At 43.7% G+C, this 15,065-nt stretch carries 11 protein-coding genes; 1 reads left to right on the top strand and 10 read right to left on the bottom strand.

Annotation, left to right across the window (positions count from 1 at the left end; translation table 11 throughout):
• Window positions 1-5 precede the first annotated feature (5 nt).
• Window positions 6-1,355: a metalloprotease PmbA gene (pmbA, locus tag QNM18_RS20920; RefSeq protein WP_211012106.1), complete on the bottom strand. Its 1,350-nt coding sequence runs from the start codon at window positions 1,353-1,355 to the stop codon at window positions 6-8.
• Between the two features lie 151 nt (window positions 1,356-1,506).
• Between pmbA and yjgA the strand changes: the two genes are divergently transcribed.
• Entirely contained in the window at window positions 1,507-2,031 is a 525-nt protein-coding gene (gene yjgA / locus QNM18_RS20915) for a ribosome biogenesis factor YjgA (protein WP_211011872.1), read from the top strand.
• A gap of 39 nt (window positions 2,032-2,070) precedes the next feature.
• Here yjgA and tldD read toward each other — a convergent pair whose 3' ends face one another.
• The 9 genes from tldD to QNM18_RS20870 all read right to left on the bottom strand — a co-directional run bounded on the left by tldD (window position 2,071) and on the right by QNM18_RS20870 (window position 14,966).
• Window positions 2,071-3,510, bottom strand: coding sequence for a metalloprotease TldD (tldD, locus tag QNM18_RS20910; RefSeq protein ID WP_211011871.1), 1,440 nt, complete (start codon window positions 3,508-3,510; stop codon window positions 2,071-2,073).
• Window positions 3,507-4,343: a carbon-nitrogen hydrolase family protein gene (locus tag QNM18_RS20905; protein ID WP_284138345.1), complete on the bottom strand. Its 837-nt coding sequence runs from the start codon at window positions 4,341-4,343 to the stop codon at window positions 3,507-3,509. Before QNM18_RS20905 ends, tldD begins: the two co-directional genes overlap by 4 nt.
• A gap of 1 nt (window position 4,344) precedes the next feature.
• Entirely contained in the window at window positions 4,345-8,421 is a 4,077-nt protein-coding gene (locus tag QNM18_RS20900; RefSeq protein ID WP_284138344.1) for a YhdP family protein, read from the bottom strand.
• A 6-nt stretch (window positions 8,422-8,427) separates the two neighbouring features.
• Window positions 8,428-9,900, bottom strand: a complete 1,473-nt coding sequence (gene rng, locus QNM18_RS20895; RefSeq protein ID WP_284138343.1) for a ribonuclease G — start codon at window positions 9,898-9,900, stop codon at window positions 8,428-8,430.
• Complete coding sequence (locus QNM18_RS20890; protein WP_284138342.1) at window positions 9,893-10,471, bottom strand: Maf family protein; 579 nt, start codon at window positions 10,469-10,471, stop codon at window positions 9,893-9,895. The genes rng and QNM18_RS20890 overlap by 8 nt, the downstream gene beginning before the upstream one ends.
• Window positions 10,471-10,947: a rod shape-determining protein MreD gene (mreD, locus tag QNM18_RS20885; protein WP_023397256.1), complete on the bottom strand. Its 477-nt coding sequence runs from the start codon at window positions 10,945-10,947 to the stop codon at window positions 10,471-10,473. Before mreD ends, QNM18_RS20890 begins: the two co-directional genes overlap by 1 nt.
• Window positions 10,937-11,779, bottom strand: coding sequence for a rod shape-determining protein MreC (mreC, locus tag QNM18_RS20880; protein ID WP_211011866.1), 843 nt, complete (start codon window positions 11,777-11,779; stop codon window positions 10,937-10,939). The genes mreD and mreC overlap by 11 nt, the downstream gene beginning before the upstream one ends.
• Window positions 11,779-12,822 carry a rod shape-determining protein gene (locus QNM18_RS20875; protein WP_010376642.1) on the bottom strand — a complete coding sequence of 348 codons (1,044 nt, stop codon included), beginning with the start codon at window positions 12,820-12,822 and terminating at the stop codon, window positions 11,779-11,781. Before QNM18_RS20875 ends, mreC begins: the two co-directional genes overlap by 1 nt.
• A 131-nt stretch (window positions 12,823-12,953) precedes the next feature.
• Entirely contained in the window at window positions 12,954-14,966 is a 2,013-nt protein-coding gene (locus QNM18_RS20870) for an SUMF1/EgtB/PvdO family nonheme iron enzyme (protein WP_211011865.1), read from the bottom strand.
• Window positions 14,967-15,065 lie beyond the last annotated feature (99 nt).

Here is a 15,065-nt window from a genome sequence, read left to right as displayed (position 1 = left end):
TCTATTTATTCTCCGGCGATTTGCATACTTTCTATCAGCACCGAACCAGTTTGAACGGCACCTCTCAACTCGACATCTCCACCAATTGCTTGAATATTATGGAACATGTCTTTGAGATTACCCGCTATGGTAATTTCACTTACAGGGTATTGAATTTCGCCATTTTCTACCCAAAAACCCGCAGCGCCGCGAGAGTAATCACCGGTTACCGTGTTAACCCCTTGCCCCATTAGCTCTGTGACTAACAAACCTGTGCCCATCTCTTTTAGCACAGCGCTCAGGTCATCATGTGTTTTTTGAATTAACCAGTTGTGAATGCCACCCGCATGCCCTGTCGCCTTCATGCCCATCTTTCTTGCCGCATAGCTTGCCATTAAATAAGTTTGTAATGTACCGTCGACGACTATCTCTCTATCCTGCGTATACACCCCTTCACTGTCAAACGAGCTTGACGCCAGACCTTGCAATAAATGCGGTCGTTCAGCAATAGAAACGCATGGATTAAAAATTTGCTTACCGAGTGTATCTAGTAAAAAGCTCGATTTACGATACAGCGCACCTCCGCCAATCGCAGAAACCAAGTGACCAAATAAACTATTTGCAATGTCAGCACGAAATACCACTGGCACTTTCATCGTGGATAGCTTCTGGCTATTAAGTTTGGCAATTGTAGACTGTGCGGCTTCGATACCAACTGTATTGGGCGCTTTTAACAGTTCGTGTTTTCTCGCGATACTGAATGCTGAATCCCTTTGCATCACATCGCCTTCTTGACCAATAACCATAGTGCTCAATGTGTGGCGTGTACGAGGGAAACCTGCGAGAAATCCATGACTATTTCCATACACGCGCAACCCTTGGTGAGAAGCGATACTCGCACCGTCAGAATTTACAATGCGACTATCAAATTCAAGCGCTGATTTTTCCGCTTCTATACAGTGCTCAATAGCTTCTTGCGGAGATAAAGACCAAGGGTGATAGAGGTCCAATTCAGGCATAGAACGCGCCATCAGATCCTTATCAGCTAAACCATTGCAATCATCATCGGCCGTGTACTTAGCTATTTCTATGGCTTTTTTCACAACAGAGCGCAATGCTTGCTTACTTAGATCCGCAGTGGAAGCAGAACCCTTATGATTACCAACATAAACACTGATCCCCAAGCTGCCGTCTTGATTAAACTCAATCGTATCGACCTCACCCATTCGTGTACTAACCGATAGCCCTGAAGTGCGACTCATCGCCGCTTCAGCAGAAGTTGCACCCAACTGGGATGCAAGCTCCAGCACTTCGGAGACAGCATCTTTTACTTCGTCGATTTGCTGGTATATAGATCCAGCTTGGTTATCATTCATGTTGATTTTCCAAATACTTGTAAACATTACAATCCTAACACAGGAGTGGCATTTTCGCTGGGATAGATCACTAAAGGCAGCAGTATGAGCGATATTTTTTGTCGCTTCTTGGTATAATCAATATAATTGTAATATTTTATGGCCTTAGATTATGGCAAAAAAACCAGATCACAACATTGAAGATGAAGAAATCATCTATGTATCCAAGAGCGAATTAAAAAGGGATGCTCAACAATATCAACAACTTGGCATTGATATAGCAGAGCTGGGGAAAAAACAACGCGAAAAGCTGCCACTGAGCAACGAGCTCATTGAAGCCATGGCGCTCGCTGACAAAATTCGTGGTAAACACGATGCCTATCGCCGCCACATGAATTACATCGCGAAAGTACTAAGAACTACTGACAATGTAGAGCAGCTTCAGTCCGCCTTAGATATGTTATTAAACAAAAACAACCAAGCGGAAGTATTACTCGGCCAAGTTGAACGAGTTCGCGATGAAGTACTCGAGCGTGGTGATAGCAAAATTAATGAACTGCTTGAACAACACCCAAGCATGGAGCGACAAAAGCTGCGTCAACTCGTCCGTCAAGCGAACAAGGAACTAAAAGCAGAAAAACCTGCGAAAGGGTACAAAGAACTGTTTCAATACTTAAAAGAAGCCATCTTGCCCTAGTTGATATTATGAGGGGAGCTTCTTCCCCTCATACTGATGTTAAGCAGTACCACCTACCGTAAGCTGATCAATTTTAAGGCTTGGCTGGCCGACACCAACTGGCACACTTTGACCGTCTTTACCACAAACACCTACGCCTCTGTCGAGCTCTAAATCGTTTCCAACCATGGAGATCTGCTGCATGGCTTCTGGACCATTGCCGATCAACGTCGCGCCTTTAATCGGCTGAGTTACTTTACCATCTTCAATCAAATACGCTTCTGAAGCAGAAAATACGAACTTCCCTGAAGTGATGTCAACTTGGCCTCCACCGAAGTTTCTCGCAAAAATCCCCTTTTTCACCGAGCTGATGATGTCTTGCTGTGTGCTCTCCCCCGGCAACATATAAGTATTTGTCATTCGAGGCATAGGTAAATGCGCAAATGATTCTCTGCGAGCATTACCAGTAGGCTTTGCATCCATCAATCGGGCATTGGTCTTATCCTGCATGTAACCTTTCAAAACACCCTTTTCAATCAATATATTATAACCTGCAGGTGTACCTTCATCATCTATATTTAAAGAACCACGTCGGTTAGCCATTGTACCGTCGTCTACGACCGTGCACAGCGATGACGCCACTTGCTCACCGACTCGACCACTAAAGGCAGAAGCCCCTTTGCGGTTAAAATCACCTTCCAAGCCATGTCCTACAGCTTCATGTAATAGCACTCCAGGCCAACCGGCGCCCAATACTACAGGCATGGTACCAGCGGGAGCATCAATAGCTGTCAGGTTGACCTGTGCTTGTCTTACCGCTTCTTCGACGTAACTCATCCAACGTGGTTTACCGTTTTCAAGTTCTTTAAAGTAACCATAATCCAAACGCGCACCACCACCGGCACTCCCTCGCTCTCTGCGGCCATTATTTTCCAATAACACAGAGCAATTTAAACGAACTAAAGGACGAATATCAGTGGCAAATGTACCATCACTTGCCGCTATCAATACTTCTTCATATACTGCTGCGATAGAACAAACGACTTGCTGTGCATCCGGAGCCAAATCTCTAATTGCACTATCGACTTCTCTAAGCAATGATATTTTCTCTTCATCACTCATACTCAATAACGGTTGAACTGGCTGAAATTGAACAGGTGCCTGGATATCAGTAAACACTTGCACACTTTGCGATTTTCCTTGCTGAGCAATCGACCTCGCCGCCTCAGCAGCTTGATTAATGGCTTCTAGATTGATGGCATCAGAATAACTAAACCCAGTCTGCTCTCCACTAACTGCTCGCACACCGACACCACGCTCAATGTTATAGCTTCCCTCTTTTATCTTGCCATCTTCAAGTACCCAAGTTTCATGATAGCTAGATTGAAAGTACAGATCGGAATAATCCACATTGTACTGGTGAATGTAGCTGAGTGTTTGCTCTAGCTGCTCTCTAGTTAACTGGCTATCAGCTAACAAGCTTTTTTCAACTTGATTCATATAATATTGCTCTTAAATCGATTGTGCTTGAACACAGGCATAGACAGCCTGATATTGTCCAGCTCGGCTAAATTTAACCGTCTTTGTATTGGCTTCAAAGATAATTCACTATTATCTTGTATCTCTCCCCAAGGAGAAATTATGACACTGTGACCATATGTTGCTCGTCCATTTTGGTGCTCCCCAACTTGCGCTGCGGCAATAACAAAGCTTTGTGTTTCGATGGCTCTAGCTTGCAATAACGGCAACCAATGTGCTTTACCCGTCACGGTAGTAAATGCGCTGGGGATCAGCAATATAGAGGCGCCCTGCTCGCGCTGAACTTGATATAATCCTGTAAAGCGCATGTCATAGCACACACTTAAGCCTAGTCTACCAAAGGGACTATCTACAACTACAACTTCATTCCCAGCTTCTGTGTGTTGAGATTCTCGATACTGCTTCGATTTATCGCGTACATCAGCATCAAATAAATGGATTTTATTATACTGAGCAACAAGTTCCCCTTGTTCATTAAACAGACAGCTAGCTGCATAGTATTTTTCAGAAGTGCACGAGATAGGAATAGTCCCCGCACTCAGCCATATCTTATTGCGTTTACATAGCTGCGAGATTTTCTCTATCCAATACTCGCTGTTACTTGCGATCTCGTAAGTATCTGAACCACTTTTGCAAAATGCCAACCAAGCTTCGGGTAGACACACTAAGGTTCGCCCCTCTATGGTGAGTGCTTCTAACTGTTGTGCGACATAGCTAAAGTTCTCTTCAGGATTCATGCCTGAACACATTGGGATCACAACCACATTGGCATCATTTACAGTCATAAAATTCATATCACTTTAAGTCAAAGATGTACGGTGTTTTTATTTTACCACTCGACAAACGGCCCTCGTCAGTCTTGATACTTTGTTGTACTTCGCTGTCAGCTGACATAAATGCTGGTGCTTCAGGTACTCCATTGCCAAGCTGCTTACGTTTTTGCTCCGTGTCGGATGTTTGTGAAGGGTTTTGTTGCTTGACAGGAACCTGTAAAGGCGCGGTAGTATCAGCATCCTTTTTAGACCCTTCTGGGTTTTCCTTATCTGGCTGTTTTGTATCGCTCGGCACTGCAGGCTCAGTTGAAGCAGGAGGCTTTACACCAGGAAGAGTAACTTCTCTGCTCTTGCGGTCCACTTCGGTGACTACGGGCTCTTGCATTGTGCCGGTTACTTTAAAATTAATTTCAGAGATCACACGAGCAGAATGGATAACTTTATCAATTGCCAGTGCAGCAAGGCCAGTCACTGGATTAACCATCCACCCCACAATAACTGGTAGGCTTGAAGTAACTTGTGGCGCAATCGCCAAATCATAGTTGATTTCATGCGTTTTTAAATTTGCGTAACCTGAAATGCTAAGGTCGGCAGGTACACCATCCATTTTAGTGTCTTGGGTATAAGCAATACCGTTATTCAACTGCAAGCTGCCTTCCATTTGATTGTAGAAAAACCCTTTTGCAAACACATCTCTAAAGTCGAGCTTCAATTTGCGCACCAAGGAATCTAGACTAAGCAATGAAAAAACACGCGCACCTTGATCACTGATGTCAGTTAAATGTCCCTCTCCTAATCGCCATTTAATATCTCCACCTAATGTTGCCCACTGAAAATCATATGGTGCGGCTTGCCAGTTTAAATCAAAATCAATATTTGCTTGAGAGTCCTTAACAGTAGAGGTGATATCAAACTCTTCCATCAAGTCACCAAAGTCAGCGCTACTTAAATTACCACTTAGTTGTGAGCGACCATCGCTCCAGCTGCCATTAGCTGTCAACGAATGTGCGCCCTTATCAATGTTAAGATTGCTGATCGTTAGTTGCTCACCATTACCAAGCATGGACAAGGTCACTCTATCCAATTGATACTGATTCACACGACAATCATCACAACCAAACTCTATTGCCGGAATATTGGCCAGCCAGCTGTCATCTTGTGGTGAACTAGCTTGGTCTATTTGCCCTGTTTGAGAGGGTTGTTTTGAATTGAGCCTTAAATAATCTGCCTGTACTCTTATCGGCAAAGTTGGCTGTGTTGGAAATTGTACTTGTGCCCTGAGCTCCTTGCCATTTAAGCGCATTGACAAACCTTGCTCATTCGGACGCATTACCATTTCGAAGTCGTTAAACAACACATCTCCGATAGTTAGCTCACTGAGGTTAGCTCGGATTTCATTGAGTGCAGGTAACAGACTTTCAGCATCACTGTCTGACTTTTCGCTTTTTTCTATTATCCTGTCTAAAAAGGCAAACCACTCATCTAGTTGCAACTGAGCATGGTCGATGGTTACATTGAACCCAGACTGCTCTAAACCACGATTTTGCTCACTCACAATCAAATGCGCTTTGCTGAACTGACCACTTTGGTTATCTAAAATGCCATTGAAATAGAGTAAATCATTTACATTTGCAGTGATCAGGTTAGAAATATCATCGCCTCTCACTTCGCCAATTAGCTTCCCTTTAGTGCCTGCCTCTTGGCTATAGGGCGCGGGTAACATGACAGACACATCACTTAAATCGGAGCTAAAACTCGCTAAATAGTTAAAACCTCGCTCAGCAAAATTCAGCGTTAACTGGGTTTCCAATGCAGCTTCGCCTGCCAAGAAACCATCCATTAAACCATGCCCATAGGGAAGTAAATGCTCACTAGATGCCAATAAGTTAGTCGATACACTCACTTCATAACTGTCTTGATCGCCACTGCCATTCACAGAAAAATCCATCGGCATACTAAGCCAAGTTGCTTTGGCATTAAGGAGTGCTATTTCATCATCATGAAAAGTTAGCTCCCCAAACACATTGTTTAATTGCATACCCGGTTTACTCAGGAAAACACCAATGTCATTGAGGTCAACAACTCCTTTAGCGATAACATCGAGGTTATTAAGATCTATATCAAGTTCAATATTGCCGGATACTTGACCTGAGCCTTGCACAATTTCAAATACATTGACGAGTGGATCTGCTATTGGCGTAGCAGCAAAGAATGATAGTAAGCTTGCGGCCTCTGTTTGTTGTTTTATATTGACATAAAGATTGTCGGCTTGCTCAAGATCTGGGAGACTTACCACTACTTCACCAGTGATTGACTGATTTGCTAATTGCCCTGAGTCGGCCGTAATATCCATACGTTCATTGTGAAAATGCAATTCTACGCCCGCATTTTTTACACTAGGCCAATCAGGTGCAAATAAAAACTCAGCATCATCAATAAGCGCAAGCACTTCAAATTGCCCCTGTTGACCACGAAAAGGAAACTCAGTCAAAGGCCCTGAAAAAAGCACTTGAGCATTAACATGCTTACCTGCAATGATGCCCTGTTCAAGGTATTCAACCAAATTGCTATGCATAAGTTCCAATGGAAAATATCGTCCAGCAATAGACGCGTCTTTGCCGTAGGCCTCTGCGTATAAATCCAATTCAGGCTGCTCAAATAGCCGAGTATGAAACTCTAACGCTACCGCAAGTTGCGAATTACTTAGCCATAAATTATCGGAATCAACGTGCCACTTGGCATTACTGTCCTGCCAAAAGTGGATATCACCGTTGAGCTCATCGATGTCAATCGGCGCAACAAAACGCGGGCCAGTGATAAGCTGGCGTTGATGCGCACTAACACTTACAACACCACGCTGCGCTTGCCAATTGAACTCCAGATTAAGTCCTTCCAGTCCTGGTGCGGCATCAGTTTCTTGCCAACCCACATCCTTTAAGGAGCTCCAAATACTTAAACCTGTATGAGTCTCCCATTGCAGCTTTGCTTTGCTTAAAGTTCCCTGAAAGTCACTTTTACCAACTTCCTTAGCCCAGTTGTAGTGGGTCAGAGCAAGGGCATGCGCGAACGGCTCTAAGTTAAGTTGTTGAAGCCAAAGAGTGCCTTGATCGACAGACCATACCCCTTGAAAGTGCGCTGGCTGGTATACTTGCTCGGCGCTACGAAATATAAATTCCGAACTTGAAAGTGACCAACCTTGATCTGACGGCTCTAGATAGAATTGACCGCTATCTAAACCCAGTTTGTTGGGCTCATTATCAGATAACCAAGTGATGTAACTCGGTTCAAATTGGACCAAAATATCTTTTAATCTACCTAACTCTAGGCTGGCCCACAATTGCCCGTTAATACTTGCACTTAACGCGCGATGGTTAGTATTGAAATGCTCGTCGATTAAGTCTAAAACATTCAGGTCACTGGCTTGCAGGTAAATATCACCTTCGATGCTTTGCAGAGTCTCCCCTGTGAGTTTGACTCGTGTATTTAAGCTTCCCTGTGAAAGGCTTGGGAATATTAAGCGGCCTTCACCGTGATGTGCACTGGCGCTGTTCTGCCACACCATATCTTGAATAAGTACGCTGTGGTGTGGTTTGTTTGCTTTAAATAAATTTACTTCACTATTTTGTACTGCAAAGTGTCCGGTTTCCCCCAAAAACAGCCCTTCAATCAGTGCTTGCTGCTCAAAATCTCCAGAATCCCCCTGCAAATCAAGTCTATCAAGGTGAATATTAGCTTTGAAACCATCTAACACGAAATAGTTTGACACCAACTGCCATTGCCTAAGAGATTGCACGACATTGACTTGCAAACTCGTGTTGTCAATGTGCAGTGAAATAGGTGCGTTTAGATTGTCTTCAAAACTGACATTTTCGAGCAGTAAGGCAGGCCCTGTTCCTTGCCAGCTAGCGCTGATAGAGCCGATACTCAATTCAACATTAAGTTGCCTGTAAATCAAAGATTCAATGCTATTTTTGTAATCATTGGCATACGGCAGGCTTAATTTTAACAGCGAAACCAATACCGCGATCATAACCAAAGTCACAGCAAAGATTTGCCACGCTTTTCTGATACAAAAAAAGCAGATTGTTTTGGGGTGCATAATTGCCTACATCATTACCACATCAAACTGCTCTTGGCTGTACAAGTTCTCAGTTTGGATACTCACTTGCTTTCCGATGAACAGCTCAAGCTCCGCCAAATTATGATACTCATCATTCACCAGCGCCTCACTCACAGCCGCAGATGCATACACCATAAACTTGTCAGCATCATAGGCCCTATTTACCCGCACTATTTCACGTAATATCTCATAACATACTGTTTCAACAGTTTTGAGTGAGCCTCTGCCTGAGCACGATGGACAAACATCACATAAAATATGCTCTAAGCTTTCTCTGGTGCGCTTGCGCGTCATTTCCACAAGACCGAGTGCAGATAAACCATTAATATTCGCTTTAGCACGATCTTTTGCCAGCGCCGCTTCTAATGAATGCAATACACGCCGCTTGTGTTCATCGGAAATCATATCGATAAAGTCAATAATAATAATACCGCCAAGGTTCCTTAACCTAAGCTGACGGGCGATTGCGGATGTCGCTTCAACATTGGTATTAAAGATCGTTTCTTCGAGGTTTCTATGGCCTACAAACGCACCAGTATTAACATCTACAGTTGTCATTGCCTCTGTCTGGTCAATGATCAAGTACCCACCAGATTTTAGCTCCACTTTGCGATGCAATGCTTTTTGAATTTCGGCTTCTACATCAAACAAGTCAAAGATAGGGCGCTCACCCGGATAATACTCAAGTGTTTCTGAAAGTTGCGGGACAAACTCTTCTGTAAAAGACTTTAGCTGTTGATATGTGAGCTTTGAATCCACTCTTATGCGCTCCATATCTTCACCGACATAATCGCGTAACGTACGAAATGCGAGTGTTAAATCTTCGTGCAGTATGCTCGCTTTGCTGGTTTTTCTGCGTTTGCTGACTATTTTTTGCCAGAGCTTTTTTAAAAATTCAGCATCGTGCTTCAATTCGGCTTCAGCTGCACCTTCAGCAGCCGTGCGGACAATAAACCCGCCGTTCTCGTCGTTGTACTGGGCGACAATACGTTTTAAGCGGTCGCGCTCTTCTTCGGTTTCAATTCTTTGGCTAACTCCGACATGGGTAGCATCGGGCATAAATACCAGATAGCGAGATGGTATGGTTATGTCTGTGGTCAAACGCGCCCCTTTGGTGCCTATAGGATCTTTGACTACCTGAACCATAATAAACTGGCCCTGCTTAACCAGTTCTCTAATATCTTGTACTTTTTTTATCGGCTGCTCATCAACAGCTTCTTCAATAGATGCACTACTGACAATATCAGAAGCATGCAAAAATGCGGCTTTTTCTAAGCCAATATCTACAAAAGCAGCCTGCATACCTGGTAAAACCCGGCTCACTTTGCCCAAATATATATTGCCGACAATCCCTAAATTGCCAACACGCTCTACTTGAACTTCCTGCAATACACCATTTTCAATTAGTGCGACTCGACTTTCGCTTGGTGTCACATTGATCAATAATTCGCTACTCATCTCGTTCCGCCATAAATAATTGAATTAGTTCATCTGTTTCATACAAAGGTAGTCCCACTACAGCAAAATAACTACCACTCAACTGCGTTACAAACCGACCACCTAAGCCCTGAATACCATAACCGCCAGCTTTGTCTAAAGGTTCACCGCTTGACCAGTACTGTTCGATTTCTGCTGCTGAAAGCACTTTAAATGTTACGTCAGTTATCACCGTTTTGCTCATTACAGCATGCTTATCTGCCACCGCAATTGCAGTCATCACTTGATGAGTTTTACCTGAAAGCATAGTCATCATTGACATAAAATCGGCTTTATTTTCTGGCTTGCCCAAGGCTTTCCCATCGGCCACAACAACAGTATCACTGCCTAATACGGGACGTTCTTCATCTCCAACCTCCACCCCACTTTGTGCCTTCAAACGCGCAAGGCGCTCAACCAAGGCGTGCGGTTGTTCGTTGGGGTGCGCACTCTCATCTGCATCAACAGAAAATTGTTCAAAGGAGTACCCCAATTGGCTCAACAGTGCTTTTCGACGTGGAGAAGCCGAAGCCAAATATAATTTTACTGCCATTAACGGATCCTAAAGTGTCTACGGTATTTTCTCAGCAATAGAAATATCCAAGGCCAACATAACATGCCAATCAATGCTGGCCATAAATATGCAGGGTTAAAATAAATATCTAATAAGAAATGATTTAACCAAAACTGCAGTAAGTGGTAGAGCGCTAAAAACAAGCCAATTAACATAGCTTGTTGCCACAGCGAGAAATTTCTTAATTTCTGGAAATTACTGACCGTAATATAAATACATACAGAATAGGTCAATGAATTTATACCCAGTGGCGAGCCCACTGCCAAATCCATGATCAGTCCGGTACACCAAGCCCAGCCTATATTCACCCTGTGTGGTAACGCGATGGACCAATACATCAATACCAGTAAGACCCAATCAGGCCTAAAAGGTTCTAATGAGAAAGGTAATGGCATTAAAGCCATGATAAGTGCCAGAAAAACACTAAAAGTAATAAAAGAAAAACTACGGCTCATCACTGACCTCTATGGAGTTCTCTCCCAAAATTACCAGCAATCTTATCCTATCTAGCTGTGCAATCGGTTCAGCATAAACTTTGGCAAAAGGTAGCCCCTCATCTCTATCTATTTCTGTAACGACGGCGACAGGATACCCCTCAGGAAAACGGCTACCGAGACCTGAAGTGACCAAAATATCACCAATTCGAATATCCAAACTATGGGAAACATGTGCCAATTGGACTAGGTTAATTTTACCAATCCCTTCAACCACCATGCTGACATCATTTCTCAGTATTCTTACCGGTGTCGCATGGGTTGTATCTGTCATGAGTAAAACACGAGATGTTGTCGTGCCTACATGTGTCAATTGACCTACTAGCCCTAACTCATCAATAACAGCCTGCCCTTCTGAGACTCCATCAATAGTGCCCTTATTAATGACTACTTGGTGGTTATAACGATTGGAACGTACAGAAAGTACTTGCGCAATTTGGCGATTATGGGATTGTCGCGCAGATGCCCCTAGCAGTGCCCTTAGCTCATTATTTTCTTTAAGTAGGAACTGATACTGTTGGAGTTGCTCACTTTGCAATAATTGCTTAGCCCTGAGTACTTCATTTTCATCGAGTAATCTATCGCGAGTATGCAAGCTCTGTGCCCCGACGTTAAATAACTCATAGGGTATATTTGCCGCATATAAGACAGGGCTTACTAATGTATTTAACGTCGTTCTGACAAACGTACCGCCAGAGGTGTATCTATCGCCTATGATCAGGACAATACTAAGCACAACTGCGACAGTAAGTCGCAGTTGTAAAGATATGCTTCGGCCAAACAGTAAATTCATCAGTCGTAGCTAAATACGTCGCCACCATGCATGTCTATCATCTCTAGGGCTTTACCTCCGCCTCGCGCTACACAAGTGAGAGGATCATCTGCAACGACAACTGGGATACCCGTTTCTTCCATTAATAGACGATCTAGATCTTTCAGTAAAGCACCACCACCAGTTAACACCATACCATGAGCAGAAATATCTGAAGCCAGTTCAGGTGGCGATTGCTCTAAGGCAACCATAACAGCACTTACAATACCCATTAGAGGCTCTTGTAACGCTTCTAAGATTTCATGGGAGTTCAGTGTAAACGAGCGCGGTACACCTTCAGCAAGGTTACGACCGCGTACCTCTATTTCAATTGGTGTTTCGCTCTTAAATGCAGAGCCGATTTCATGCTTAATATGTTCAGCAGTAGCTTCACCGATCAGGCTTCCGAAATTACGTCTGACATAATTAATAATGGCTTCATCAAATTTATCACCACCTATGCGCACTGAAGACGAATAAACCACACCATTGAGCGAGATAATTGCAACCTCAGTAGTACCACCACCAATGTCAACAACCATAGAACCTGTTGCCTCAGATACTGGTAGGCCGGCTCCAATAGCCGCCGCCATAGGCTCTTCAATCAAATATACTTCTCGTGCACCAGCCCCCATTGCAGACTCACGTATTGCACGTTTTTCAACTTGTGTTGCGCCACATGGTACACAAATCAAAACGCGAGGGCTTGGGCGCATAAAGTTATTATTGTGAACCTGTTTTATAAAGTGTTGGAGCATCTTTTCAGTAACATAGAAATCGGCAATAACGCCATCTTTCATTGGCCTGATAGCTTTAATATTCCCAGGTGTTCTTCCTAGCATTTGTTTTGCTGCAGTACCTACTGAAGCAACACTTTTTGGCCCGCCAGCTCTCTCCTGACGAATTGCCACCACCGAGGGCTCGTTTAGTACGATACCTTCTTCTTTTACATAAATCAGTGTATTAGCCGTGCCTAAATCAATAGACAGGTCATTTGAAAATAATCCACGTAGCTTTTTAAACATGAGGCTGGGTAACCTTAAAGAATTCTTTTAACCAAGCCAAAGCAACTGTACGCTAAGGCTGAAATATTTAAGTCTACAAAGTGCAAACTGCACTTTGACTGAACGTGCCCTTATTTCAGGGCACGTTTTAGTTATCTTTCTCGAACCAATCTAAAACCAATGTAGTTGGCTCTAAAATCAGGCGCTAGTGCAAGGCGGGTCGACACTCGAGCCAAGCTAGGAGCAAAATTCCATGCGCCACCGCGTACCGTTACATCCTCTTGTGAAGCTCGCTTTTGCGTCCACTCCCACACGTTGCCAACGGTATCATATAAACCATAGTTATTTGGTGAAAATTCACCTACAGGAGCTGGGCTTTTATTTGACCACTCACTACCACACCAACCACAGTTGGCTAAGCCCCGACCAATTTCATTTCCCCATGGATACTCTGAACTTGTGCCGGCTCTAGCGGCATATTCCCACTCAACTTCATTGGGTAGACGATATTGGATCCCCTGTTCTGCTGACAACCAATTGGCATAAGCCTTTGCATCTTCGTATGTCACGCAGACAACAGGGAAATTATCTGCCTGCTCAAAACCCGGGTTGCTCCAGTTGTATTCACTTTCCCAAATCGGCTCACCATTTTTGTAGTGTGCACATCCAGCGCCTTTTTCAGCTTCGGTTTGAAATCCAGAACTGGTGACAAACTGTCGAAATTCGGCAACCGTCACTTCATTGCTTTGCATTGCATACGAGTGGCTTAGCACTTTTTCAACAACAGGGCGCTCGTTAGCTAGTCCATTTCCCGTCAAATCTCCCATTTGGAAAGATCCCGCAGGGATAATGACCTCTTTGTTTTCTATCAAGTTAGGAGTCACCGATTTTTGTACCACTGCTTGGCGCTCAACTTGCTCTCTTTTGGGAGTCGGTGCAGCAATCGACTCAGGCTTTTTTATTAGCTTTGCGTTAATCGTTCGAGCACGTCGAACATCTACTCTTGCCGTATATGACTCATAACCGAGTTTGCGAATTTCAATATCGTATGAGCCAAGTGGTACACTCACAACTAGCTTGGTCGAGCCATAGCTGACGCCATCAATAAAAACTTCATCATCATAGACATTTGAACGCAATGTCAGATCAACTTGTCTGTCTTGTGGTGATTGTTGAATGATTTGTGATTTGATTTCAGCCTTTGGCTGCAATGTAGTAACACTAGGAATACTTTTTTCAGGTTTATCTAATTCATCTTTGAATGTTAGCTGGCTGTCACTAAACGTTGTTGGATAACTTGCTTGGTACCCAACTGACAGCGGCGTGCCATATTCACTACAAAAACGGTTATCAAGCGTCAATAAGCCACACAGGCGGCTATTATTCACGTCACCACGCATTGTGACACTCAAATTAACACTGTAATTACCTTGACCGCTAAATGCACTGCCGATTACATGGCTGCTGACAACCTGCACTTGTGCACCTGCAAGATGCCTTTTGGGTTCGACAATACGCTGCTCGGTTAAATTGGCAAAGATTTGATCGATAAAGCGTTTAGTCGCTTTTTGCAATCCTAGCTGTTGGCCCCTCTGTTCACACGCTGCCAGCGTCTCGGTGCGCTTACAGTTTATAGTATGCTCAACTTCCAATGTCCCTTCTCGAGTGAACTCATTACGAAGTCGCTCGACGCGCGCTGTGCTCAACTGGTCTTTTAAGCTAGCAAGCGTGTTAACTAAGGTGTGCTTGCTAACGCGAATTTGCTCAATATCTTTACGGTGCGATGCTATGGCCGCTAACTGCATCGCAATATCTTCTTTGTTAGACTTATGATCAGCCACTGATTGCTGATATCTCGTCTGCGCAGAGGAAATATCGATAGAAGGATCGTCGATAAGGCGACGATACAAGTCATTCATGGCATCAAGTGCCTGATTTTTTTCTTTGTCCAACTCTGTCGAGTTATTCCTCAACAGTTCAAGTTGTGATTGTAAACGGGCTTCTTCAGCCACGTGTTTGTCTAATACCTGAGTATATCTGTCTAACTCAGCTTGTTTTTCGGAGCGCTCTGACTCGATAGCTGTCACAGTCGCAGTATCTTGTGCCCAAACACTTACAGACAATAAGGCGGCAGAGACAAAAAGAGATAAAGGAGCAATTCGCATATATTCCATTCCCAACAGCGGCAGTTGTTTTGGTCTTTGTTATTTTTAATGTTTTAATGCTTAATGCTATGTACTTACGAAGTAAAACACAAGCCTTGC

The sequence above is a fragment of the Pseudoalteromonas obscura genome (assembly GCF_030135505.1).
Taxonomy (GTDB): domain Bacteria; phylum Pseudomonadota; class Gammaproteobacteria; order Enterobacterales; family Alteromonadaceae; genus Pseudoalteromonas; species Pseudoalteromonas obscura.
The sequence above is the reverse complement of the archived record's forward strand: the minus strand, read 5'-3'. Positions and strand labels throughout refer to the sequence as shown.

Bases quoted from the DNA above. Each gene is read 5' to 3' on its own strand.
- pmbA (WP_211012106.1), bottom strand. From the start codon at position 1,355: ATGAATGATAACCAAGCTGGATCTATATACCAGCAAATCGACGAAGTA.
- yjgA (WP_211011872.1), top strand. From the start codon at position 1,507: ATGGCAAAAAAACCAGATCACAACATTGAAGATGAAGAAATCATCTAT.
- tldD (WP_211011871.1), bottom strand. From the start codon at position 3,510: ATGAATCAAGTTGAAAAAAGCTTGTTAGCTGATAGCCAGTTAACTAGA.
- QNM18_RS20905 (WP_284138345.1), bottom strand. From the start codon at position 4,343: ATGAATTTTATGACTGTAAATGATGCCAATGTGGTTGTGATCCCAATG.
- QNM18_RS20900 (WP_284138344.1), bottom strand. From the start codon at position 8,421: ATGCACCCCAAAACAATCTGCTTTTTTTGTATCAGAAAAGCGTGGCAA.
- rng (WP_284138343.1), bottom strand. From the start codon at position 9,900: ATGAGTAGCGAATTATTGATCAATGTGACACCAAGCGAAAGTCGAGTC.
- QNM18_RS20890 (WP_284138342.1), bottom strand. From the start codon at position 10,471: ATGGCAGTAAAATTATATTTGGCTTCGGCTTCTCCACGTCGAAAAGCA.
- mreD (WP_023397256.1), bottom strand. From the start codon at position 10,947: ATGAGCCGTAGTTTTTCTTTTATTACTTTTAGTGTTTTTCTGGCACTT.
- mreC (WP_211011866.1), bottom strand. From the start codon at position 11,779: ATGAATTTACTGTTTGGCCGAAGCATATCTTTACAACTGCGACTTACT.
- QNM18_RS20875 (WP_010376642.1), bottom strand. From the start codon at position 12,822: ATGTTTAAAAAGCTACGTGGATTATTTTCAAATGACCTGTCTATTGAT.
- QNM18_RS20870 (WP_211011865.1), bottom strand. From the start codon at position 14,966: ATGCGAATTGCTCCTTTATCTCTTTTTGTCTCTGCCGCCTTATTGTCT.